Consider the following 21,751-nt stretch of genomic DNA (forward strand, 5'->3'; position numbering starts at 1 on the left):
CAAACGGTCGCTACTTGAAAGCGTCACCGCTGCCGGCAAAGGACAGGATCGCCGCGTCGGCGATCTCCGCAAAACGGGCGCTCGGCCCTTCGGCACCGCTGCTTTGCTGAGCGGCGCGCGCGCCCTCGATCAACAGCAGCAGCGTGTCGCAAAGCAGTTCCGCATCGGCGACGCCAGCCCTGCGGCAGAGCTCAACGACGCGGTCACGTTGCGCGTCCTTGAACATGCGGATCACCGAGCGCCCGGGATGATCCTCGTCGGTCAGTTGCACGGCCGCGCTCATCATTTCGCATTGGCACTTGTCGTCACCGAGATGGTCGGCGATCCGCCGGACCCAGGCCCTGAGCTGCCCCAGTCCGTCGCCAGGGTACGCGTCTTCCAGCTCTCGCCAGAAGCCGTCCATCTCCATTCCCGCATGGCGCAGGCATTCGACGATCAGCTCATCCTTCGAATTGAAATGGCGGTAGAGCGTCATCTTGTTGCTGTCGGCGGCATCGGCGATCGCATCGACGCCGGTTCCGCGGATGCCGTGCCGGCGAAAGAGGTCTCGCGCAGCCTCGACGATGCGATCGCGCGGCGAACGACGGGATGGCTTGCAGAAATCCGTTGTCATCGCATTGGCCCGGCGTGGTCGGCGTGAAAAATCTTGCCCTTGACGCCCTGTTATTGGTCGATAACATGCAACGCTGTTACCGACCAGTAACATTTTCGCCAACGCGGCACAGAAGAGTGGCCGCTTGCCGCGAAGGCCTTCTGGAGACGGCGGTAACCGCAGAATAATTTCTAGCCCAGTGTCGGTGAGCGCGGTCGTCAGGCGTCTTTTAGCCAGAGCGCACACCGCAGAGACTTTTAAGATTCGATAACGCTCGTGTTTTGGGTCGATCCGGCCCATCAGGATCTCGTGCTGGAGCCTTACGATGCGCATGCTGGATGGGCCGAAAGCTGAGGAGAACGTCGCGGACCGGAAGGTCGGCGCGGCGGGCGTGCGCATGCACAGGTTCGAAATGCTCCGTTATGCCGCCCGCCAGGATGGCAGCGCCTGCAAAGGATCGATCCCGCCATGATCGACTTCTTCATTCACCGGCCGATCTTCGCATCGGCCATCGCGATCATCATGACGCTTGCCGGCGGCATTTGCTATTTCCTGCTGCCGATCTCACAGTTTCCCGATGTGACGCCGCCGCAGATCGTGGTGGCCGCCAATTATCCGGGTGCCAGCGCCCAGGTGGTCGCCGACACGGTGACGACACCGCTCGAACAGCAGATCAACGGCGTGCCGGGCATGCTCTACATGACCTCGACGAGTTCGAACGACGGCTCGTCGCGCATCATCATTTCCTTCGAAGTGGGTTATCCGATCGACGCCGCGGCGCTCGACGTCCAGAACCGCGTCTCCCAGGCGGCCTCGTCGCTTCCCGCGCTCGTCAACCAGACCGGCGTCACCATCGCCAAGCAGATCCCCAATTTCACCGTGCTCGTCAGCCTGGATTCGCCGGACAATTCGGTCGATTTCGCCTCGGTCAGCAATTACGCCTACCTGCAGATTCTCGATCCGCTGAAGCGCCTGCCGGGCGTCGGGGACGTGCAGCTTTTCGGTGAGCGCCGCTATTCGATGCGCGTCTGGCTCGATCCGGATCGCATGGCCAATCTCGGCATCACCGCCGTCGACGTCCAGAACGTCATCGCCGAGCAGAATATCCAGGTCGCAGGCGGCAAGATCGGGCAGTCGCCGGCGCCAGCAGGCACGCCCTTCGAGATGCAGATCAACGCGCTCGGGCGCTTGAGCGATCCCTCGCAGTTCGGTGACATCGTGCTTCGGGCCGACCAGACGACCGGCGCGACAACCAGATTGCGCGACATCGCACGCATCGAACTCGGCGCCCTTCTCTACTCGTCATCGGTCACCTTCAACGGCAAGGAGAGCGTCGTGCTTGCCGTCTTCCAGGCGCCGGGCTCCAACGCGCTCGACCTGCAGAGCCGCGTGCAGGCGAAAATGGACGAGCTGTCGCAGCGCTTCCCCGCCGGCATCGCCTATCACATGTTCTACGACACCACGCGTTTCGTCTCGGCGGCGATGAAGGATGTGGTCTTCACCCTGCTCGAGGCGCTTGCCCTCGTCGTTTTCGTCGTCTTCATCTTCCTGCAGAACCTGCGCACCACCATCATCCCGACGATCGCCATTCCGGTCTCGCTGATCGCGACGCTCGTCGTCATGTATCTCTTCGGCTTCTCGCTCAACATGCTGAGCCTGCTCGGCATGGTGCTTGCCATCGGGCTGGTGGTCGACGACGCGATCGTCGTCGTCGAGAACGTCGAACGCCAGCTCGAGGCCGGCTTGCCGCCGCTTGCCGCCACCAAAAAGGCCATGCAGGAGGTGACCGGCCCGATCATTGCCACGACAGCCGTGCTGCTCGCCGTGTTCATCCCGGTCGCCTTCATTCCGGGCGTCGCCGGCAGCCTTTATAACCAGTTCGCTCTGACGGTTGCGATCTCCGTCGCGTTCTCCGCCTTCAATTCGCTGACGCTCAGCCCGGCCTTGAGCGCCGCGTTCCTTCGCTATCGCGGCGAGCCGCGCTTCGCCCTCTTCCGCTGGTTCAATTCGGGCTTCCATGCGTTGTCGCACGGTTATGCGCGCAGCGTCGCGGGGCTCGTGCGCTGGCGCTGGGCGCTGTTTGCCCTTTTCCTCGTCGCGATCGGGTCCACCTATGCCTTGTGGCAGCGCATTCCGTCGACCTTCCTGCCGGTCGAGGACCAGGGCTATTTCTTCGTCGTCATCCAGCTGCCGGACGGCGCCTCGCTTGAAAGAACCGAGGCCGTTGCGCGGCGATCGGAGGAGATCCTGCGCGGCACCGCCGGCGTCGATTTCGTCGGCTCCGTCGTCGGCTTCAATTTCCTGTCCTTTGCCGCCCAGTCGAATTCCGCCGTGCAGTTCGCCGTCTTGAAGCCATGGGACGAACGTCCCCCCGAACAGGGCGCCTCGGCGCTACGCGAGGCCGTAATGCCGCAACTGCTGCAGATCCCGGATGCGCTGGTGCTTGCCTTCGATCCGCCGTCGATCCAGGGGCTCGGCGCGACAGGCGGCTTCGAATTCCAGGTCGAGGATCTCGGCGGGCGCAGTGCGCAGGCGCTGAGCGACGCGACCCAGGCACTGATTGCCGAGGCGCGCAAGCAGCCGGAGATCAATCCCTACCAGCTCTTCACCACCTTCAGCACCTCGAGCCCGCAATTCGACTATGACCTCGACCGCGACAAGGCGAAGCTGCTGGGCCTGAGCCTGCCGGACATCTTCAGCACGCTGCAGATCTATTTCGGCTCGCTCTATGTCAACGACTTCAACATCTTCGGCCGCACCTTCCGCGTGACGCTGCAGGCCGACCAGGGTGCGCGGGCCTCGGCGACGGATCTTTCCCGCCTCTATGTGCGCAACACCGAAGGCGAAATGGTGCCGCTCAACACGCTCGGAACCTTCAAGCCGACGGTCGGCCCCGAGACCATCACGCACTACAACAATTACCCCTCGGCGCTGATCAACGGCGCGGCAGCGCCCGGCTTCAGCTCGAGCCAGGCGGTGGCGGCGATGGAGCGCGTCGCCCGCACGACGCTGCCGCGGGACTACACATTCGAGTGGACCGGCATTACCTATCAGGAGATCCGCGCAGGCTCGATCGCCGCGCTCGTCTTTGCGCTCGCGCTCGTTTTCTGCTTCCTGATCCTGGCCGCCCAGTACGAAAGCTGGTCGATGCCGTTTATGGTGCTGCTTTCGGTGCCGCTCGCGCTTTTGGGGGCGCTTTCGGCGCTATGGCTGCGCGGACTGCAGATCGACGTCTATTCGCAGATCGGTTTCGTGATGCTGGTAGGACTTGCCGCCAAGAACGCCATCCTGATCGTCGAGTTCGCAAGACGACGACGCGAGGAGGGTCTCGACGTGGTCGCGGCCGCAGCGGAAGCGGCGCGCCTGCGCCTGCGGCCGATCCTGATGACGGCCTTTGCCTTCATCCTCGGTGTGCTGCCGCTGATGTATGCCAGAGGCGCGGGTGCGGCGAGCCGCCAGTCGATCGGCACCACCGTCTTCGGCGGCATGTTGGCAGCGACCATTCTCACACTCATCTTCGTCCCGGTGTTCTACGCGGTCATCGAGCAATGGCGCGAGCGTACGTCCTCGAAGCCGTTCGGCCAGAGCCGCGAGCCGGAGGCGGCGGAATAGGAATTGGAGCCTGACATGCGTGGTTCGAGACTGGTCCTTGCCGCAGCGGTCGCGATCGCCGCCCTCGCTGCAGCCTATCACTACAAGAACGGCGGCTTTGAGCTGAAAGGCGGAGACGCCGGCGCGGCGGTGGGTCCGCCGCAGCAGGCGATGCCCGTTCCGGTCGCGGCGGTGGTCAAGAAGACGATCCCGATCTATCTCGACTATTCGGCGCGCACCGAGGCGATCCGCAACGTCACGCTTCGCGCCAAGATCACCGGCTACATCGAATCGCAGGCGGCTCCCGACGGTTCGGATGTGAAGGAAGGCGACCTTCTCTACCGGATCGACGCCCGCGACTATCGCGCAGAACTCGATCAGGCGAAGGCCCAGGTCGAGCGCGACCAGGCATCGCTTGCCTATCTTCAGTCCAACCTCACGCGCGGCAACGAGCTCGCGACCACGGGCTATCTGGACAAGGACAGTTTCGACCAGCGCCAGAGCGCCGTGCATCAGGCGGAAGCGGCGCTGGCGATGTCGCGAGCGGCGGTGCGCACGGCCGAGATCAACTTCGACTACACCGAAATACGAGCGCCCTTCGCCGGCCGGCTTGGCCGCAACCAGGCTTCTGAGGGAACGCTCGTCAGCAATACCACCGGAACGCCCCTCAATAACCTCGTGCAGCTTTCGCCGATCTATGTCTCGTTCAACCCGAGCGAAACGGAACTCGCCGACATCCAAAAGGCTCGGGCAAAGGGCAAGGTGGAGGCCGAAGTGCTTCTTCCCGGCGACGAGGAGCCGCGCTATCGGGGCGACCTCAGCTTCATCAACAATACGGTCGAGGGCAATACCGGAACGGTCATCGCGCGCGTGACGATCGACAATACCGATCTGACCCTGCTACCTGGCCAATATGTCCGCGTGCGGCTGAAAGTCCGCGACGAACCAAATGTGCTGATGGTGCCGGAAACGGCACTCGGCTCGAGCCAGCTCGGCAAATACATCTATGTCGTCGGCAAGGGCGACACGGTCGAGCAGCGGCTGGTCACCCTCGGCCCGACAAGCGGCGACCTCATCGGCCTGACGTCAGGCGTTGCGGAGGGCGATCAGGTGATCGCGGGAAACCTGCAGAAGATTTTCCCCGGCGCGCCGGTCAAGCCGATGCCCGCCGAGCAGGCACAGAAGTAGGCGTTCTCTGGCAACCCCGGAGCATCCTTCCAAAAAGATCGCTACGCTCGCATCAGGATCGGGAAGATCATTCCAAACGCGATGACCGCGATTGCCGCAAATTGCAGAGGCGCCGGTATTTCGCCGAGCGCCACCATGCCGACCAAGGCGGTGGTCACCGGAATGAACGGCATGAACAGCGAAGCCGGCTGCGGCCCAAGCTGGCGCACCACGAAGGTGTAGAGGACGACGGCAGCGGCACCGGCAAGGAACCCCTGGATCACCAGCTGCGTTGCGATTTCCGCCAGCGACGTGGCCCCGAGCCCGCTCGGCGCCAGGATGTGCAGCAGCGGCAGAGGCAGACAGGAAAAGAAGACCACGGCGATGGTCGCCGTGACCGCATCGACCGACCAGAGCCTCACTAGCACCGCATAAACCGCGAACATGATGCCCGAACCTGCAAAAAGAAGATCGCCGCGCAAGGTGTCGCCGGAACCGATGCCTGCGTGAAAGACGAACAGCGCGAGCCCCGCCATGATCACGGCAATGCCGATCACCCGTTGGCCGGAAACCCTGTCCCTGAACGCGATGCGCGAGAACAGGAACGAAAAGAAGACGATAAAGGCGGGAGAGAGGGCCGCGGCATGGGCGGCCGGCGCCTGGGTGAGCCCCTGATTGATGATCAGTGGATAGGGTAGCCCCGTCAGCAGGGCCAGCAAACCAGCCTTCCGCCAGCCGAGTGCCCTCAGCCTCGCAGCCCCGGTCTTCCAAACCACCGGCAGGAAGGCGAAAGCAGCGCCCGCAAACCGCAAACTGACGATATCGGCGGCGGTCAGATGTTCGCGCAGGCTGAAGCGGGCGGCAACGAACTGGATAGTGGTGATCGCAACGAAGACCACGCTCGCCAGGATCGCCAACCTCTTGCTTCCGGCCTCTTGCTCGACCAACAGAACACGCACGCTTGCCTCCATGACGACGAGATCGGTCCGGCCAGAAACGGTTATCGGACTGCGGAAGCGGCATGCTATTGCTCGAATGAGCGTGTCTAAATATATTAATTTCGCAGAATCTGAGTGAAATGCACTCTATCGAGGATCAGTTTGCGTGAATCAGGAAATTGCAGGTCTCGACACCATCGATCGCAACCTGCTGAGGCTGCTCCAGGAAGACGGCCGGCGCACGACGCTTGAACTGGCGAACCGGGTGGGGCTCTCGCCGACCGGCACCAGCCAGCGCGTCAAGCGCCTCTTCCGCGAGGGTTATGTGAAAGCGGTGCGAGCAATCCTCGATCCGAAGAAGATCGGCCGGGGAACCGTCGTCTTCATTCAGGTGCGCCTCGACCACACGGCGCCGCATATCTTCGAGCGGTTCTCCGAGGCCATCGCAAAGGCACCGGAGGTTCTCGAATGCCACATGGTGATCGGCGGCTTCGACTATCTCGTAAAGGCGCGGATTGGCGACATGTCGCTATTCCAGGACTTTCTCGAACGGGTGATATTGCCGCTTCCCGGCGTCAGAGAGACGCACACCTACGCGTCGGTCGGGGACGTGAAGCCGGATGCGCTCCTGCCGATCTAAGCAATCAGGAGAGGTCGTCAGCTGCTGCTGCCGTCACGGCCGAGCCAGGGATCGGGCCCGGGATCGCGCCCGGACGCGACTTGCCCCAACCGTTCCAGATAATGCGCCCAGCCTTCCGCATGGCCGGCGCATTGCTCGGAATTGGGCAATCCCGTGTGGGTGAGACGCAGCAAGGTTCCATCCGGCTGTTCGATCAGGTCGATCTCGATCAGGCTGGAGCCGGGCGGGACGATGTCACTGCCCTCCCAGCCGAAGCTGTAGGCGAGCCGATGCACCGGCACCACCTCACGAAAAGACCCACGGGCGAAACGCGCTCCGGTTACGTTGACGAGATAGAGACCGCCGGGCTCCGCCTTGGTGTCGGCCTCCGTTCCCATCCAGCGGAGGATCTTTTCCGGATCGGTCAGGAGAGCGAACACCGCGGCGGGCGGCGCCTGAATACGCGTTTCGCGGCGGACGACGAGGGCTTCTTGCATCGGTCTTCCCTTTGCTGTTTGGCCTGCCCGCCGGTTCAGGAGAGGTGAAGCACGGAACCCGGGCTGCCGCGATCATAGACCCGCGTGCCGTTTGGCGCCACCTTGCAGGCCAGCCCCTTGCCGGAACGAGCCCCGGCTCTATCCTCTTCGCCATGGATTTGTCCGCACCCCTCGCCTGGCTCGTGGATGAAGCGAGCGCCTCGCCCGATCCGGACCGGTTCCTGTCCGGGCTTGGACGCCTGCTTGTCGCCGACGACCTGCCGCTTGCCGGCGGTGCGCTCACTCTGGCCGTGCCGCATCCGATCATCGCCCGCCGCACCTGGCTATGGCGGGCCGAGACTGGCGTCGTGATCGAGAGCCTGGGCTTCGCGGGCGCGGTATCCGATCGGGCAGGACATGACTGGCTGGCCGGTCTCGGGCCGGTGCTTGAACAATCGACCAGTTCGGGGACGGACCGGGCGAGGCTCGGCTGGGCCGGAACCCGGCCTTTCGACCCAGCAGAAACCGCTAGGCTTCGTCAGGTCGCACGCTTCGCCGTCGCTCCCTTGGTGGCACTCGCCGAGCGGGCAGCGCTCGCCGCCCTGCTCGAAGCCTATCTCGGCCGTCGCAGTGCCGCCCGCGTCCGAGCCGGGGAGCTGACCCGCGGCACCGGCGAGACCATTCGCGCCGCATTGTTCTACGCCGATCTTCGCAATTTCACGGGTTTGTCCGAAACAACGGAGCCCGCTTTGGTGATTGCGGCCCTCGACGCCTGGTTCGATCGGGTGGCCGGCGCGATCCACGCCTTCGGCGGCGAGGTGCTGAAATTCATCGGCGACGGCGTCCTGGCGATCTTTCCGGTCAGTGGTTCGCCGACCGAGGCGTGTGACGCGGCCTTGCGCGCGGTGACCGCCGCCCGCGCCGGCATGGCGCATCTCGATGCTGCAAGGCAGGCCGAGGGTCTGCCGCCGCTCTCCTTCGGCGTGGCGCTGCATCTCGGCGACATTCTCTGGGGCAATATCGGCGCAGCCGACCGGCTCGATTTCACCGCCATCGGCGCGGCGGTGAACCTCGTCAGCCGCCTGGAAGGCCTGTGTCGGCCGCTTGGCCGGTCCGTATTGATCTCAGGCGCCGTCGCCAACGTCACGACGACGCCGCTCCTACCCCTCGGCGATCATAAATTGCGTGGGATCGCAGCGCCCTGCACCGTCTTCACCCTGCCGGATGCCTGAGGGCACTCCGGCCAAAGGTCAGAGCGTGACCGGCAACAGCTGATCCGGCGAGACCTGACGTCCAGTCTTGGCGCGCTGCCGTGGCGAGCGGCCCATGATGCGCTTGAACGCGGTGCTGAAGGCGGCTTCGGAGGCGTAGCCGACGGATTGCGCGACCGTCGCCACAGACTGGCCACCATCCTGTAGCTTTCGCTCCGCCAGCCGCATGCGCCATTCGGCGAGATAGCTGAGCGGAGCAATGCCCGCGACGGCCTTGAAATAGGTGGCAAAGGCAGTGCGCGACATGGCCGCAGCGCGGGCCAGTTCCGGCAGATGCCAGTTGCGTGTCGGGTCGCCATGCATCAGTGAGAGCGCCGGCGCCAGCTTCGGATCGCATGCGGCGCGCAGCCAGCCGACATCGACGCCACGCTCCCGTGACAGATAGCCCCTGAGGATCTGCAGGAACATCAGATGGGCAAGGCCCGAGCACGCGGCATCTGCACCGGGCGCTGCGGCCATGGTTTCCTGCACCAGCTCGCGGATGAGCCATTGCAACTGATCCACCCCGGCATCATCGCGGCGCAGGTGAATGACCGGCGGCAGATTGTCGATGAGCAGGCGGCTGCTTGTGGTGCCGAGGTCGATATGGCCACCCATGAACAGGAAGTCGTCCCCCTGCCCGAGGGACGCCATGCGCTTGCCTTCGGTATAGAGCTCATAGGCATCAACGGGAGAAATTCCATCTGCGCTGGCGATCGTGAACGGAGCCGGCGCCGACAGCAGCACGACATCGCCACAATCAAGCTGAAGCGGATCGCCGAGGCCATCGACAGCAAGCAGGCAGGCGCCGCGGGCAATGGCGAAGAACTTGATCTTCTCCGGCGGCGGAAAGCGGATTGCCCAATCGCCGCCGGCACTGAAGCCGCCGGCATAAACCGCGCGGGCTTCGATCAGCGACAGGATGGAGGAAAGCGGATCTTGGTCCATTTCTGAACTATGGCGAAAGGACTACGGATTATCAAGCATTCATAATTCAGTTGATGATGGATATCTCCAGGGGGCATCAACTGGAGACCCCACCATGTCCACTTTGCAACAGCCCATCAACTCCGGCTTCACCGCTGCCTCGACCACAGCGGATGTCGTCCGCGGCATCGACCTCAAGGACAAGATCGCCATCGTCACCGGCGGCTATTCCGGCCTCGGCCTTGAAACGGTACGCACATTTGCGCAGGCAGGCGCCAAGGTGATCGTGCCGGCCCGCGACGTCGACCGCGCCCGCAAGGCCATCGGCGCGGTGGCCGCGGGCGTCGAAGTCCGGCCAATGAACCTTGTCGACCCCGCCTCGATCGACGCCTTCGCCGATGATTTCCTGGCCTCCGGGCTGCCGCTCCATATCCTCGTCAACAGCGCCGGCATCATGGCCGTCGAAGAATTGAAACGCGACGCTCGCGGCAACGAGCTGCAGTTCTCCACCAACCATCTCGGCCATTTCCGGCTGGTTGCGCGGCTCTGGCCGGCGCTGAAGCGCGCGCAGGGCGCCCGCGTCGTTTCCGTCTCGTCGGCCGGGCACCGCTTCTCGCCCGTGGTGTTCGACGACATCAATTTCGAGCGCCGCGCCTACGATCCGTGGCTGGCCTATGGCCAGTCGAAGACGGCGAATATGCTCTTTGCCACCGCGCTCGACGCGCGCGGCAAGGAGGATGGCATCCGTGCCCTCTCCGTGCACCCGGGCGGCATCGTCGGAACCGGGCTCACCCGCCACATGTCGGTCGAGACGCTGCAGGCGCACGGCGCGCTGGACGATAAGGGCGAACCGATCCTCGACCCGTCGCGTGACCTGAAAACCCCGGAGCAAGGGGCGGCCACCCAGGTCTGGTGCGCCACCAGCCCACAGCTCGACGGCAAGGGCGGCGTGTTCTGCATGGACTGCGAAATTGCCCCACTGCTTCCCAGCGACACGCCCTGGTCGATCGCACGCAATACGTCGTCCGCCCGCATTGCCGGCGTCGAGGCCTATGCCGTCGACCGGGAGGCCGCCGAGCGGCTTTGGGCCGTCAGTGAGGAGATGACCGGCGTTCGGCTAGGCGCCTGAGCCTCCTCGTCGCAGCCGCTCAAGCCTCCATTAAGATTTCGGTCATCATCTATACTTGACGGATAGATGGTGATCGACATATATTCTCTTTGTCGCATTTGCCTGATGGGAGCAGACAATGAGAGTAAGCCGGGCACAGGCGGAGGAAAACCGCCGAACGGTCATCGAGGTCGCAAGTCGCCTCTTTCGCGAGAGAGGCTTCGACGGCATCGGTCTGAACGACCTGATGAAGGGCGCCGGCCTGACCCAAGGCGGTTTCTACAAGCAATTCGAATCCAAGGACGACCTCATCGCTCAGGCTTCTTCCAAGGCGCTGGAGAGCGGCGTGGCGAACTGGGCTAGGGTCGTCTCCAAGGCGGCCGGTAAGCCGCTTCGCGCCCTGCTCCGCTTTTACCTGTCGGATGCGCATCGCCACGAAAAGGCCGACGGATGCGCGCTGGCCGCGCTCGCACCGGAAGCCGCCCGCCGCAGCCCAGCTTTGCGCCAGGCTTTCGAGGCCGGCATCAACAGTCATCTCGACATTCTCGATGGGGTGGTTCCACCCGAACCAGGCAAGGAAGTGCGTGACCAATCGATCGTCGCGCTCTCGACCATGGTCGGTGCGCTGGTGCTTTCGCGCGCAGTCGATGACGAGCAACTCTCGAACCGGTTCCTGAAGGCGGCGGCCGAGAGCTTGCTTGCCGACGAAGGGGCGTCGCAGGCGTCGCCACTGCAGTAGCAGGCAAAGATCCCCCACGAAACGTTCAGGGTTTCCCTCCAGCCGGAAAGGACCGGACCATGTCCAGCACATCCGACCCCATCGTCATCGTATCGGCGGTGCGCACGCCGCTTGGCCGCTTCCTCGGCGATCTTGCGCCGGCCCAGGCGAGCGCGCTCGGCGCCCACGTCATCCGTGCCGCACTTGAACGGGCACACCTCTCACCCGATCGCCCGGACGAGGTGCTGATGGGCTGCGTGCTTCCCGCTGGCCAGGGACAGGCCCCGGCCCGGCAGGCAGCCCGCGGCGCGGGTCTGCCCGATGCCGTCGGCGCCACCACGATCAACAAGGTCTGCGGTTCCGGCATGAAGGCGACCATGCTGGCGCATGATCTCATTCTTGCCGGATCGATCGATGTCGCGGTCGCCGGCGGCATGGAGTCGATGTCGAACGCGCCCTATCTGCTCCCCAAGGCACGAGCCGGCTATCGCGTCGGGCATGACCGGATCTTCGACCACATGATGCTCGACGGGTTGGAAGATGCCTATGAGCCCGGCCGACCGATGGGCGATTTCGGCGAGGCAGCGGCCGAAGCCTATGGGTTTACCCGTGCCGATCAGGACTCCTATGCGGTCGAAACGCTGACACGCGCCCGCACCGCGATCGAAACTGGGGCCTTTGCCGACGAGATCGCGCCGATCACCGTCGCGGCCAGGGGCGGAGACACGGTCATCGATACCGACGAGCACCCGCGGAAGGTGTCGCCCGAAAAGATCCCGAACCTGAAGCCCGCCTTTCGCGCCAATGGCACGATCACGGCCGCTAGCGCGTCGGCCAATGCGGATGGTGCGGCGGCGCTCGTCCTGACCCGCCGCTCGATTGCCGAGCGCGAAGGCATGCCGATCCTCGCCGAAATCAAGGCGCATGCGACGCACAGTCAGGAACCCGCCTGGTACACGACGGCACCTATTCCTGCGATCCGCAAGCTGCTGGAAAAGACCGGCTGGAGTGTCGATGACGTTGATCTCTTCGAAATCAACGAAGCCTTCGCCGTGGTGGCTATGGCCGCCGCCAAGGATCTCAGCATCGCCCGCGACCGGCTGAACGTCAACGGCGGCGCCTGCGCGCTCGGCCATCCGATCGGTGCGACCGGCGCGCGGCTGATCGTGACCCTGCTTCACGCCTTGGCGCGGCGGGGTCTTTCGCGCGGCGTCGCTGCCCTGTGCATCGGCGGCGGCGAAGCCACCGCGATCGCCATCGAGCGTCCTCGCTGAGGACCATGCACAGGAGAGAGGTCATCCGTGCTGCGGCCGTTCGCGCCTTGCGGCTCGGATCCGCGAGCAATGGCAGGAACAACACGAGCGGCTTTCCGTTCGGATTGCGTAACCCAGGTCAGGAGAACCGATGCGTCGCATCGTCGTAACGGGAATGGGGGCGATCAGCCCTTTGGCAGCGGGCGTAGAGGCAAGCTGGTCGCGGCTTCTTGCCGGAAACTCGGGGCTTCGCCGTCTGCCGGAAGAGGTCGTCGCCGAACTCGGCAGCAAGATCGGCGGGACGGTGCCTACCCCTGCGGACGACGCAACGGCTGGCTTCGATCCCGACCGGATCATCCCGCCGAAGGACCAGCGCAAGATGGATCGCTTCATCCTGTTGGCGTTGGCCGCGGCGGAAGAGGCAATTGAGCAAGCGGGTTGGAATCCCGCGACCGCGATCGAACAGCAGCGCACGGCCACGGTGATCGCGTCCGGCATTGGCGGCTTCCCGGCAATCTCGGAGGCGGTCCGCACGGTCGATCAGCGCGGCGTACGGCGGCTCTCGCCCTTCACGGTGCCATCCTTTCTCGTGAACCTCGCCGCCGGCCAGGTTTCGATCCGTCACGGTTTCAAGGGGCCGATCGGCGCGCCGGTGACCGCTTGCGCCGCAGGCGTCCAGGCGATCGGCGACGCGGCCCGGCTGATCCGCGCGCAAGAGGCGGATATTGCGATCTGCGGCGGGGCGGAAGCCTGCATCAACACCATCAGCCTCGGCGGTTTTGCCGCTGCCCGTTCCCTGTCGACGGGTTTCAACGAGACGCCCGATCGCGCTTCACGGCCCTTCGATGTCGATCGTGACGGCTTCGTCATGGGGGAGGGCGCAGGCATCGTCGTGATCGAGGCGCTCGAGCATGCATTGGCGCGCGGCGCCACACCGATCGCCGAACTCGTCGGATATGGCACCACGGCCGATGCCCACCACATCACCTCAGGCCCGGAGGATGGTGCAGGCGCCCGGCGGGCGATGGAAATCGCCATCGCCCAGGCCGACATTCGGCCAAGCGATATTCGCCATCTCAATGCTCATGCGACCTCAACGCCGGTCGGCGACAAGGGCGAAATCGAGGCGATCAAGTCGGTCTTTGGCCGCAACGGCGAAATCGCCGTCAGCGCGACGAAATCCGCAACCGGGCATTTGCTGGGTGCAGCGGGCGGTCTGGAGGCGATCTTTACCGTGCTCGCCCTGCGCGACCAGATCGCGCCGCCGACGCTCAATCTCGAAACGCCGGATCCGGCTGCGGACGGTATCGACTTTGTCTCGGGCGCGGCACGGAAGCTGTCGCTCGACTATGCCATCTCCAACGGCTTCGGGTTCGGTGGCGTCAATGCCAGCGTTGTCTTCCGGCGTTGGGCGGAGTGACGAGGCGCGGCATTCGCTGGCCGCTCACAGACGCGGAAAGACGGTCGCGCGCTTGACCGTGCCATAGGCAAAGCTGGTATCGATCGCAGCAATGCCCTCGATATTGTGCAGTTGCGTGCGGACGAACTGCTCGTAGTCCTTGAGGCTCGTCACCAGGACCCGCAGCAGGTAGTCGGCTTCGCCGGTCATGACGTAACAATCCTGGATGTTGTCGATCGTTCTCACCTTGCGCTCGAAGGCAGCGACGGAAGCCTCGGAATGGCGCTCAAGCCGGATGCGGACGAAAGCCGTGATCGGCAGACCATAGGCTTCCTCGTCGACGATCGCCGTATAGCCCTTGATGATCTTCGCCTCCTCAAGCAGGCGCAGCCGTCTGAGGCACGGAGACGGAGACAGCGCGACCTTCTCGGAGAGATCCTGATTGGAAAGGCGGCCGTCCTTCTGCAGCGCCCAGATGATCTGCATGTCCTTTTCGTCCATTCGCCCCTCCCCGATGGCAGATTCTGCCAAACTCTATGCAAACGGCGAGTGAAATAGCAAGATATCGACTGCGCGAGAAGCATATCATGTGAGCCATCCTAGCGATGAGGCCCCGCATGCCCGACGTGACGTCAGATTTTCAGCAATCGAGAAGCGGATGGCTGACACCGGCGACAGTCGGCTACATCGTGCTGTCCATCGTCGTGCTGGTCTGGGCGGGCTTCGCGCTGACCATGCGGGCGATCGGGGCCTCGCCGCTTGCCACCGTCGACGTCGCCCTCATTCGCTTCGCGATCCCGATCCTCGCCCTGCTGCCGGCCATCCCCCAGCGCCTTTCCGCACTTCGCAAGGTCAGGCCAATGGATGCGGCCCTCGTCTTGCTCGGCGGCGTACCGTTCTTCTTCATCGTCTCGGAAGGTGCCAAAGCAACCTCCGCGGCCTATGTTGGCGCACTCGTTGCCGGAACGACGCCGCTATCCGTTGCCTTGCTCGTCCTTCTGCTTGAGCGAAAGGGCGTGCCGAGGAAGCGCTGGCTGCCGCTCGCCCTGATCCTTGCCGGCGTCATCGGCATCGTTGCCGGACAGCAGTATGCGGTGACGACCGAAACCCTCCGCGGCGTCGGCCTGCTGCTTGTCGCGAGCCTCATCTGGGGCGCCTATACGATCGGGCTGCGCCGCACCGGAGTGGATGCGATCAGCAACGGACTGCTGCTCTCCATCGGCTCGCTCGTCATCCTCCTCCCCCTGCTCCTGACCGGCGCCGTCACCACGCATATCGGGCAATTTTCCTGGCACCAGGCGTTGCCCTTCATTCTGGTGCAGGGGCTCGGTGTCGGCCTCGTCTCGACCGTCGGCTACGCCTTCGCGATCTCGCGGCTCGGCGCTGCTAGGAGCGCGACGATCGGCTCGCTCGCGCCGGCGCTCGCAAGCCTGATGGCCATTCCGATCCTTGGCGAGGCGCTCGCCTTCGCGACCGCCATCGGCATCCTCGTCATCACCACGGGCGTGATCCTGGCAAACCGCCACTAGTTTCAAGAACGATAGGGAACCCAGTATGCTCGCCGCTCTGCCAATCGCCGAACCCGATCCGTTGTGGGCACTCATCAGCTCGTTCCGGCAGGATCGTCGCACCGACAAGATCGACCTCGTCGTCGGCGTCTATCGCGATGCTTCGGGCCAAACACCGGTGATGCAGGCCGTGCAGGATGCGGAAGCGAGTCTCGCCGCCGCCGCCGCGTCCAAGTCCTACAGGGCACTGTCCGGGAACCCGGTATTCAACGACGGGATGTCCAGGCTCCTTCTCGGTGAAGGCGCCGAGGCGCTCAACCGCCAGTGTACGATCCAGACGGTTGGCGGCACTGGCGCGCTCCGGATCCTCGCGGATTTCATCGCGCTCGTCTCGCCGCACGCGACGGTCTGGAACACCAGCCCCGGCTATGTGAACCACCGTCCGATCATGACGGCTGCGGGCCTCGCCGTGCGGGCGTTCCGCTGGCAGGAGAACGAGGCTGGCCTCGATCTCGACGCCGTCGTCGCGGATCTTGAGGAGGCTCGTCAGGGAGACGTCGTTCTCCTCCACGGCTGCTGCCACAATCCGACCGGCATCGATCCGACGCCGGAGCAGTGGCGGCTCCTTGCCAAGCTCTGCAAAGACAAGAGGCTGATACCGCTGATCGACATGGCCTATCAGGGCTTCGGCGACGGGATCGAAGAGGACGCCGCGGGCCTGCGGCATTTCGCTCAAGAACTCGACACGGTGCTCGTCGCGGCAAGCTGCTCCAAGAACATGGGTCTCTATTGCGAACGTACCGGCGCGGCGATGGTGATCGCGCCTGACCGGGACCTGCTCGCCAACATTCGCGCCACGCTGGAGCGGATCACCCGGGCCAACTACTCCATGCCGCCGGAGCACGGCGCCGCGATTGCCGCGCGCCTCTTCGAAACCCCCGGGATGTGGCTTGCCGAACTGGAGGCGAGCCGCCGCCGCGTAGCCGAGATCCGCAGCGGCCTCGCCGATGCGCTCGCAGGATGCGGCGCCCCGGAGAAATTCCAGGTGTTGCGCCGGCAAAAAGGCATGTTCTCGCTGCTACCGCTCGACCAGCGCCAGATGAACCGGCTCCGCGAGGACTTCGGCGTCTACGGAACGGCGAACGGACGCATCAACATCGCCGGTCTACTGCCGCGCGACGTCGAGCGCCTGGCCGATGCGCTCCGGGCAGTTTCAAGCTCTCCGTCCTTCGTCCGCGCCGCTAAAGCCAGCGCCTGACGCGCGTCTTGTAGGCCCGATAGACGTCACCGAACTTGCGCTCGAGATAGGCCTCCTCACGCGCCACCACGCCATAGCGGATGACGAGGTAGAAGGGGACCAGCAGGATCAGCAGCCACAGGCTGTCGAAGGCGATGGAAAAGCCGATCAGGCCGAGGAACATCCCGGTATAGATGGGATTGCGGGTGAAGCGGTAGGGACCCGCTTCGACGATCGTTGACGTCGGGCGGTTGACCGGTATGTCGGTTCCTGCACGGCCGAAGGTCATCGCTGCCCAGACGAGCAGCGCGAGGCCGGCCAGAAACACGAGGCCGCCAACCAACGCGTCAGGCACCATCTCCGGCACGAACGGCAACGGGTAAAGCCGGTCGAGCACGAGGCCGCCACCGACGGCCAGCACCCACGCGATCGGCGGGTGCACCACCGCGCCGGAGCTGTCAGGCGCATTTCCGGTCGTCTCGTTCATCCGATCAATCCTTGCCTGTTTCGCGCGCACATGGCGCGGGCTTGGCATTTTACCGGAAGCGAGGCATTTGCGAAAATCGTTCGAAACGGTATGTGAACTGGAGGTCATCGGCCGCGCGGGTCTATGATCCGGACATTGCTGTAACAGGACGAAACACATGAAAGCACGCGTCAAATGGGTGGAAGACCGGACCTTCGTCGGAGAGTCCGGAAGCGGCCACAAGGTCGTTTTGGGAACCGCCTTCGGTGAGGAAGGCCGCACGCCGGGTCCGAGCCCGATGGAATTGGTGCTGATCGGCACCGGCGGCTGCTCGGCCTTTGATGTCGTGCACATCCTGGAAAAGGGTCGCGAGCCGGTCGAGGATTGCGTCGTCGAACTCGATGCGGACCGCGCCGAGACGGAACCGCGCGTCTTTACCCGCATCCACATGCATTTCATCGTCAAGGGACGCGGACTGGCGGTCAACAAAGTCGAACGCGCCATCTCGCTCTCGATCGAAAAATACTGCTCGGCCTCGGCCATGCTCGCCAAGACCGCGACGATCACGCATGATTTCGAAGTGGTCGACACCAGCGCCGGCTGAGACCAGATCCGCCTCTCGCATCTCCAACGGTGCGCGCGGCGTCAACGAACGTGCTCAGGGCGCGATCGTTATCGGCGCGCCGGCTGAAACAGTTCGACGACATTTCCGGAGGGGTCGATCAAAAGGATCTGCGCCCCTCCGGGACCGGTGACGATGTCGTTGCGAAACCTGACGCCGGCGCCGCGCAGCCGCTCTACCTCGGCGTTGAGGTCATCGACGATGAGATGGATGCGGTTCCAGCCGCCAGGCCCCGGCGTCTCGCCATCCGGCATCGGCCTGCCCGCCGAGCTCGTCGGCCCGCTGAGCAGGAGCCGCAACGCTCCGCGCTGGACATCCGCGAAGGCCGGCGCATAGTTCGACAGAACCGAAAAGCCGAGATGGGTGGTGTACCAGGCGATCGCCGCCTCGACGTCGTCGACCATGTAGCGGACGTTGACTGTTTCCGACATTGCGTATCCTCCAACTGAACACGGCCGAGGCGGCGCCCTCGCGACAACCAGACCTCATTCCGGCAGTTCCGCCAGCCGCAGCCCTTCAACGTATCGCGCGAGCAGCGCCTTGTCCCGATAGGGAGTGCGAGAACTGTATCGCTCGATCGAGAATTCCGGATTGAGTTTTAAGAGTTCGGCCGCGGCGCGGCGCGCTTCCTCCAAACGGCCGAGTTGCGCGTAGGTCGCCGCGAGCAATCGGTAGGCCGATCCAAGCTCGGCCATCTTTTCCAGCAGCGCCAGCGCTTCGCTATATTGCCCGGAGAGGTATTTGCTGGCCGCGATATTCCAGAAATACCAGTCCGGGCGACTGGGGTTCAGCCGCAATGCCAGTTCGCCGATCCTGATCGCGTCTTCAAGAAGACCGAGATAGCCGAGGGCATCGCAATATTCTGCGAGGAGATCGCAGTTGTTGGGTGCCAATTCGCGGCCGCGTTCATAACAACCGATTGCCCGATCGGCCTCTCCCCTCCACAGATGGACGACGCCAAGCGCCCAGTGAATGTCGGCGTCATAGGGGCTGAGCTCCAGAGCCTTGCTTGCCGAGGCGAAAGCGCTGGCGAGCGTCGCCTCCATATCAACGCGCTCGTTCCACTTCAGCTTGCGTATCTCCAGCCAGGCGAGCCCGAGATATCCGCGCGCATAAGCCGGATCGGCGTCAATCGCTGCCAGGAACATCTCCTTCGCCAACCTGATCTCATCCGGTTTCAGGCTCTTTTCAATGTGCCGGCCGCGCAGATAGAAATCGTAAGCGCTCGAACCTTTGAGCGGTTCGGCGAGAACCCTGTATCGTTCGGCTTCTTCGATCTTGACGTTCAGGGCCGCCGGAATGGAACGGGACAGTTCGTCCTGGACGTCGAACATGTCGATCAGGTCGAAATCGTATTTCTCCGCCCAGATGTGTTCGCCAGTGGCGTTCGTCAGGTTGGCATTGACCCTGACGCGGTCGCCAACGCGCCTGACGCTGCCTTCAAGCGAGTAGCAGGCGGCTGCATGGTGTTGCGGTTCGACACGTGGCGCCCGAACAATCACGTTCAAGCCGGAGAAGCGCGACAATGCCGCGACGACATCCTGCGTTATGCCGGCAGCGAAATACTCCCGGTCGGGATTGCCGCTCAGATTCGCAAAGCGCGACACATGGAGAAGAGTCCGGCCCGATTTGACCGGGGGATTTTCTCGAACCTCTTGTGATGGCGGCGCCATCAGCACGGCGGGCCCGGACCCGGCGTCGTCGATGAAGACATTGTAGATGTGGACGGGGCGGCCGATGTTCTTCAATGCCTGCGCGCCCGTATCTTCGAAGCGGATGCCCAGGCGACCGCCCAAGGTGTCGTAGACCGAGGAGGAGACGGATACCCCACCCGGTTTGGCGAGGCCCTCGATGCGCGCCGCCACATTGACGCCGTCGCCATAGACGTCGCCATCTTCAAACAGCATGTCACCGATATTGATCCCGATGCGAAATTCCATCCGGCGATCCGGGCGTATGCCGGCGTTTCTGCTCCGCATTCCCCGCTGGATCTCGACCGCGCAGAGAACTGCGTCTTCCACAGCACGGAACTCCACCAGCATACCGTCGCCGATGAGCTTGACGATGCGCCCATGATGCGCGGCGACCTCGACGTCCCAAAGCTCCCGTCGATGAGCCATCAGGGCCGCAAGCGTACCCTTCTCGTCGAGCTCCATCAGCCGGCTATAGCCGGCCACGTCCGCGGCCATGATGACGGATAGCTTTTGTTCCATCGGCGCCCCCGGCTCCTGCAACCATATGGATAGCACATCCGGGCGCCCGGGGCACCGATAGAGCAGTCGCCCGACGGCAATGATCCCTTGGGGGAGTGTCTTAACCGCCAGGCCGCCGGGCCGCTCAATCCCGGTAGAAGTTGCGCCGCCAGTGGTGGGCGCTCAGCTTTGCACGTTGAGCGTCCGGCAAGCCGAGGCCGTCGCCGATAGCGCAGTTGCGCTCGACATTGCGGACCGAGCGCATGCCGGGAATGACGGTCGATACGGCTGGGTGGCTAAGAACGAAGCGCAGTGCCGTTTCGGCAAGCGCGTCGGGCGCGATCTCCAGGTCTTCGACGATCTTCTGCGTGCGTTCCTCGACCTCGCGCTTGCGCTCGCCGCGGAAATAGGTCTCGCGAAAATCGCCCTCGGGGAAGACGGTGTCAGCGCGAATCTGGCCGGTCAGGCCGCCTTCGTCCAGGGCCACGCGGACGATGACGCCGACATTGTGCTCGAGGCAGGCAGGCAGCAGCTTTTCCTCTGGCGCCTGTTCGAAGATATTGTAGATCACCTGCACGCTGTCGACCACGCCGCTTTCGATCAGCCTCAGTGCGTTGTCCGGTTCGTAGTCGTTGATCGAGACGCCGAAGAAACGGATCTTGCCGTCGCGCTTCAGTCGCTCGACCGCCTCCAGCCAGTCGCCGCGACCGACCCACTCATCCGACCAGACATGGAACTGCTGCACGTCGATCGTCTCGACGCCGAGATTGCGCAGGCTCGTCTCGGTACAGGCGATCACATGATCGGCCGGAAAGGTCTGCTCGGCCGGCGTGCCGGCGTGGGCAGGCCATTGCATGTTCTTCGGCGGGATCTTGGTGGCGACATGGATCGTCTCCGACCGCTCGCGCAGCAAAGCCCCGATCAGCTTCTCGCTGTGGCCCTGGCCGTAGCCAAGCGCGGTATCGATGAAGTTGAGGCCGAGATCGACGGCGCGATTGAGGGCGCGGGCGGACTCGTCATCGGTCGCTCCCCGCCAATGGCTCTTGCCGATGCCCCAGGCACCATAACCGATTTCGGATACGCGAAGGCCGCTACGGCCGAAGGTTCTGTAGTGCATGATGATCTCGCTGGCGTTGGAATGAGGCGGGATGTCGCCGGTAATCTAGGGTTCGGCCTTTGGTCGTCAACCGTGGCGGCGTTGCAGAGATAGGGTGACTTCCAGTCACACAACACTCGTTGCCGCGCTACGTAAGAAACCAGAAGAAGACTGCCGACAGGAAGATAAAGGCAAACACCAGCCCCATGAACTGTCGCATGGCTTCGCTGGTATTATCGCCGAGCACGGCCAACCAGACCGGCCCGCCGGCGCCATCTTCGTCGCGCATGGCCTGGGCGGAAAGCAGCTTGCCGATCTTCGTCGCGGGACGGCTGTAGTCGTGTGGAGGCGGTTGGCGGCTGCGATCGGGTACAGGGGTGGCTGCAAGGTCCGGCGCTACCAGGCCGCCGTCGCCCGCGTCGACGATCTGCTCACGCTGCACTTCAGCGACCAGTCGGCTGCCTGTATCGTCACTTTCCGCCCGGCGGAGACGTCCCGCGCCATGGTGGAACGCCCACCGCGGCGATTTCTGCTCCACATTGGATTTCAAGTGCCGGATCGACATTGGAACCTCCCGGAGGTTCAACTATCT

General features: G+C 64.1%; 21 protein-coding genes. 11 read left to right on the plus strand and 10 right to left on the minus strand.

Going from position 1 to position 21,751, the window contains the following annotated elements; genetic code table 11:
* Window positions 1-10: 10 nt before the first annotated feature.
* Window positions 11-991 carry a TetR/AcrR family transcriptional regulator gene (locus ACN9MO_RS26320; RefSeq protein WP_425987147.1) on the minus strand — a complete coding sequence of 327 codons (981 nt, stop codon included), beginning with the start codon at window positions 989-991 and terminating at the stop codon, window positions 11-13.
* A 69-nt stretch (window positions 992-1,060) separates the two neighbouring features.
* On the opposite strand from ACN9MO_RS26320, the gene ACN9MO_RS26325 reads away from it, so the two are divergent.
* Complete coding sequence (locus ACN9MO_RS26325; protein ID WP_057255358.1) at window positions 1,061-4,204, plus strand: efflux RND transporter permease subunit; 3,144 nt, start codon at window positions 1,061-1,063, stop codon at window positions 4,202-4,204.
* A gap of 15 nt (window positions 4,205-4,219) precedes the next feature.
* A complete protein-coding gene (locus ACN9MO_RS26330; protein ID WP_057255357.1) occupies window positions 4,220-5,371 on the plus strand; it encodes an efflux RND transporter periplasmic adaptor subunit in 1,152 nt (383 codons plus the stop codon).
* A gap of 41 nt (window positions 5,372-5,412) precedes the next feature.
* Here ACN9MO_RS26330 and ACN9MO_RS26335 read toward each other — a convergent pair whose 3' ends face one another.
* On the minus strand, window positions 5,413-6,309 hold the full coding sequence (locus ACN9MO_RS26335) for a DMT family transporter (protein ID WP_425987148.1): 897 nt from the start codon (window positions 6,307-6,309) through the stop codon (window positions 5,413-5,415).
* Window positions 6,310-6,454: 145 nt separating this feature from the next.
* On the opposite strand from ACN9MO_RS26335, the gene ACN9MO_RS26340 reads away from it, so the two are divergent.
* Window positions 6,455-6,928: an Lrp/AsnC family transcriptional regulator gene (locus ACN9MO_RS26340; RefSeq protein ID WP_057255355.1), complete on the plus strand. Its 474-nt coding sequence runs from the start codon at window positions 6,455-6,457 to the stop codon at window positions 6,926-6,928.
* Between the two features lie 17 nt (window positions 6,929-6,945).
* Here the strand turns inward: ACN9MO_RS26340 and ACN9MO_RS26345 are convergent, their stop codons facing one another.
* Entirely contained in the window at window positions 6,946-7,404 is a 459-nt protein-coding gene (locus tag ACN9MO_RS26345; protein WP_057255354.1) for an SRPBCC family protein, read from the minus strand.
* 152 nt (window positions 7,405-7,556) lie between these two features.
* Here ACN9MO_RS26345 and ACN9MO_RS26350 point away from each other — a divergent pair, with 152 nt between their 5' ends.
* On the plus strand, window positions 7,557-8,615 hold the full coding sequence (locus ACN9MO_RS26350; RefSeq protein ID WP_057255353.1) for an adenylate/guanylate cyclase domain-containing protein: 1,059 nt from the start codon (window positions 7,557-7,559) through the stop codon (window positions 8,613-8,615).
* A gap of 18 nt (window positions 8,616-8,633) precedes the next feature.
* Here ACN9MO_RS26350 and ACN9MO_RS26355 read toward each other — a convergent pair whose 3' ends face one another.
* Window positions 8,634-9,581: an AraC family transcriptional regulator gene (locus ACN9MO_RS26355; RefSeq protein WP_057255352.1), complete on the minus strand. Its 948-nt coding sequence runs from the start codon at window positions 9,579-9,581 to the stop codon at window positions 8,634-8,636.
* A 94-nt stretch (window positions 9,582-9,675) separates the two neighbouring features.
* Between ACN9MO_RS26355 and ACN9MO_RS26360 the strand changes: the two genes are divergently transcribed.
* From ACN9MO_RS26360 to fabF, 4 genes are all read left to right on the plus strand, one after another.
* Window positions 9,676-10,689 carry an oxidoreductase gene (locus ACN9MO_RS26360; protein ID WP_113132583.1) on the plus strand — a complete coding sequence of 338 codons (1,014 nt, stop codon included), beginning with the start codon at window positions 9,676-9,678 and terminating at the stop codon, window positions 10,687-10,689.
* 118 nt (window positions 10,690-10,807) lie between these two features.
* Window positions 10,808-11,407 carry a TetR/AcrR family transcriptional regulator gene (locus tag ACN9MO_RS26365; RefSeq protein WP_057255350.1) on the plus strand — a complete coding sequence of 200 codons (600 nt, stop codon included), beginning with the start codon at window positions 10,808-10,810 and terminating at the stop codon, window positions 11,405-11,407.
* A gap of 59 nt (window positions 11,408-11,466) precedes the next feature.
* Window positions 11,467-12,660: an acetyl-CoA C-acyltransferase gene (locus ACN9MO_RS26370; protein WP_057255349.1), complete on the plus strand. Its 1,194-nt coding sequence runs from the start codon at window positions 11,467-11,469 to the stop codon at window positions 12,658-12,660.
* Window positions 12,661-12,790: 130 nt separating this feature from the next.
* On the plus strand, window positions 12,791-14,059 hold the full coding sequence (gene fabF, locus ACN9MO_RS26375) for a beta-ketoacyl-ACP synthase II (protein WP_057255348.1): 1,269 nt from the start codon (window positions 12,791-12,793) through the stop codon (window positions 14,057-14,059).
* 24 nt (window positions 14,060-14,083) lie between these two features.
* Here the strand turns inward: fabF and ACN9MO_RS26380 are convergent, their stop codons facing one another.
* Complete coding sequence (locus tag ACN9MO_RS26380) at window positions 14,084-14,539, minus strand: Lrp/AsnC family transcriptional regulator (RefSeq protein ID WP_057255347.1); 456 nt, start codon at window positions 14,537-14,539, stop codon at window positions 14,084-14,086.
* 116 nt (window positions 14,540-14,655) lie between these two features.
* On the opposite strand from ACN9MO_RS26380, the gene ACN9MO_RS26385 reads away from it, so the two are divergent.
* Window positions 14,656-15,567, plus strand: a complete 912-nt coding sequence (locus tag ACN9MO_RS26385; RefSeq protein ID WP_113132582.1) for a DMT family transporter — start codon at window positions 14,656-14,658, stop codon at window positions 15,565-15,567.
* Window positions 15,568-15,592: 25 nt separating this feature from the next.
* Window positions 15,593-16,804: an amino acid aminotransferase gene (locus ACN9MO_RS26390; RefSeq protein WP_113132581.1), complete on the plus strand. Its 1,212-nt coding sequence runs from the start codon at window positions 15,593-15,595 to the stop codon at window positions 16,802-16,804.
* Here ACN9MO_RS26390 and ACN9MO_RS26395 read toward each other — a convergent pair.
* Window positions 16,788-17,270: a methyltransferase family protein gene (locus ACN9MO_RS26395; protein WP_057255344.1), complete on the minus strand. Its 483-nt coding sequence runs from the start codon at window positions 17,268-17,270 to the stop codon at window positions 16,788-16,790. The two genes, ACN9MO_RS26390 and ACN9MO_RS26395, sit on opposite strands and share 17 nt — an antisense overlap.
* Window positions 17,271-17,427: 157 nt before the next feature.
* Here ACN9MO_RS26395 and ACN9MO_RS26400 point away from each other — a divergent pair, with 157 nt between their 5' ends.
* Entirely contained in the window at window positions 17,428-17,853 is a 426-nt protein-coding gene (locus tag ACN9MO_RS26400) for an OsmC family protein (RefSeq protein ID WP_057255343.1), read from the plus strand.
* 68 nt (window positions 17,854-17,921) lie between these two features.
* Here ACN9MO_RS26400 and ACN9MO_RS26405 read toward each other — a convergent pair whose 3' ends face one another.
* The 4 genes from ACN9MO_RS26405 to ACN9MO_RS26420 form a co-directional block, all read right to left on the minus strand.
* Complete coding sequence (locus ACN9MO_RS26405; RefSeq protein ID WP_057255342.1) at window positions 17,922-18,302, minus strand: VOC family protein; 381 nt, start codon at window positions 18,300-18,302, stop codon at window positions 17,922-17,924.
* Between the two features lie 54 nt (window positions 18,303-18,356).
* Window positions 18,357-20,084 carry an adenylate/guanylate cyclase domain-containing protein gene (locus tag ACN9MO_RS26410; protein WP_057255341.1) on the minus strand — a complete coding sequence of 576 codons (1,728 nt, stop codon included), beginning with the start codon at window positions 20,082-20,084 and terminating at the stop codon, window positions 18,357-18,359.
* A gap of 124 nt (window positions 20,085-20,208) precedes the next feature.
* The gene (locus tag ACN9MO_RS26415; protein WP_057255340.1) at window positions 20,209-21,180 is read right to left on the minus strand and encodes an aldo/keto reductase; all 972 of its coding nucleotides are present in this window, start codon (window positions 21,178-21,180) and stop codon (window positions 20,209-20,211) included.
* Between the two features lie 127 nt (window positions 21,181-21,307).
* Window positions 21,308-21,724, minus strand: coding sequence for a hypothetical protein (locus ACN9MO_RS26420; RefSeq protein ID WP_057255339.1), 417 nt, complete (start codon window positions 21,722-21,724; stop codon window positions 21,308-21,310).
* Window positions 21,725-21,751: the final 27 nt, after the last annotated feature.

It is taken from the genome of Ensifer sp. R-19 (genome assembly GCF_049905105.1).
Classification (GTDB): domain Bacteria; phylum Pseudomonadota; class Alphaproteobacteria; order Rhizobiales; family Rhizobiaceae; genus Ensifer.

Excerpts from the sequence above, each read along its gene's own strand:
- ACN9MO_RS26320 (WP_425987147.1), bottom strand. The coding sequence starts at position 991 with ATGCGCACGCCCGCCGCGCCGACCTTCCGGTCCGCGACGTTCTCCTCA.
- ACN9MO_RS26325 (WP_057255358.1), top strand. The coding sequence starts at position 1,061 with ATGATCGACTTCTTCATTCACCGGCCGATCTTCGCATCGGCCATCGCG.
- ACN9MO_RS26330 (WP_057255357.1), top strand. The coding sequence starts at position 4,220 with ATGCGTGGTTCGAGACTGGTCCTTGCCGCAGCGGTCGCGATCGCCGCC.
- ACN9MO_RS26345 (WP_057255354.1), bottom strand. The coding sequence starts at position 7,404 with ATGCAAGAAGCCCTCGTCGTCCGCCGCGAAACGCGTATTCAGGCGCCG.
- ACN9MO_RS26350 (WP_057255353.1), top strand. The coding sequence starts at position 7,557 with ATGGATTTGTCCGCACCCCTCGCCTGGCTCGTGGATGAAGCGAGCGCC.
- ACN9MO_RS26355 (WP_057255352.1), bottom strand. The coding sequence starts at position 9,581 with ATGGACCAAGATCCGCTTTCCTCCATCCTGTCGCTGATCGAAGCCCGC.
- ACN9MO_RS26360 (WP_113132583.1), top strand. The coding sequence starts at position 9,676 with ATGTCCACTTTGCAACAGCCCATCAACTCCGGCTTCACCGCTGCCTCG.
- ACN9MO_RS26365 (WP_057255350.1), top strand. The coding sequence starts at position 10,808 with ATGAGAGTAAGCCGGGCACAGGCGGAGGAAAACCGCCGAACGGTCATC.
- ACN9MO_RS26370 (WP_057255349.1), top strand. The coding sequence starts at position 11,467 with ATGTCCAGCACATCCGACCCCATCGTCATCGTATCGGCGGTGCGCACG.
- fabF (WP_057255348.1), top strand. The coding sequence starts at position 12,791 with ATGCGTCGCATCGTCGTAACGGGAATGGGGGCGATCAGCCCTTTGGCA.
- ACN9MO_RS26380 (WP_057255347.1), bottom strand. The coding sequence starts at position 14,539 with ATGGACGAAAAGGACATGCAGATCATCTGGGCGCTGCAGAAGGACGGC.
- ACN9MO_RS26385 (WP_113132582.1), top strand. The coding sequence starts at position 14,656 with ATGCCCGACGTGACGTCAGATTTTCAGCAATCGAGAAGCGGATGGCTG.
- ACN9MO_RS26390 (WP_113132581.1), top strand. The coding sequence starts at position 15,593 with ATGCTCGCCGCTCTGCCAATCGCCGAACCCGATCCGTTGTGGGCACTC.
- ACN9MO_RS26395 (WP_057255344.1), bottom strand. The coding sequence starts at position 17,270 with ATGAACGAGACGACCGGAAATGCGCCTGACAGCTCCGGCGCGGTGGTG.
- ACN9MO_RS26400 (WP_057255343.1), top strand. The coding sequence starts at position 17,428 with ATGAAAGCACGCGTCAAATGGGTGGAAGACCGGACCTTCGTCGGAGAG.
- ACN9MO_RS26405 (WP_057255342.1), bottom strand. The coding sequence starts at position 18,302 with ATGTCGGAAACAGTCAACGTCCGCTACATGGTCGACGACGTCGAGGCG.
- ACN9MO_RS26410 (WP_057255341.1), bottom strand. The coding sequence starts at position 20,084 with ATGGAACAAAAGCTATCCGTCATCATGGCCGCGGACGTGGCCGGCTAT.
- ACN9MO_RS26415 (WP_057255340.1), bottom strand. The coding sequence starts at position 21,180 with ATGCACTACAGAACCTTCGGCCGTAGCGGCCTTCGCGTATCCGAAATC.
- ACN9MO_RS26420 (WP_057255339.1), bottom strand. The coding sequence starts at position 21,724 with ATGTCGATCCGGCACTTGAAATCCAATGTGGAGCAGAAATCGCCGCGG.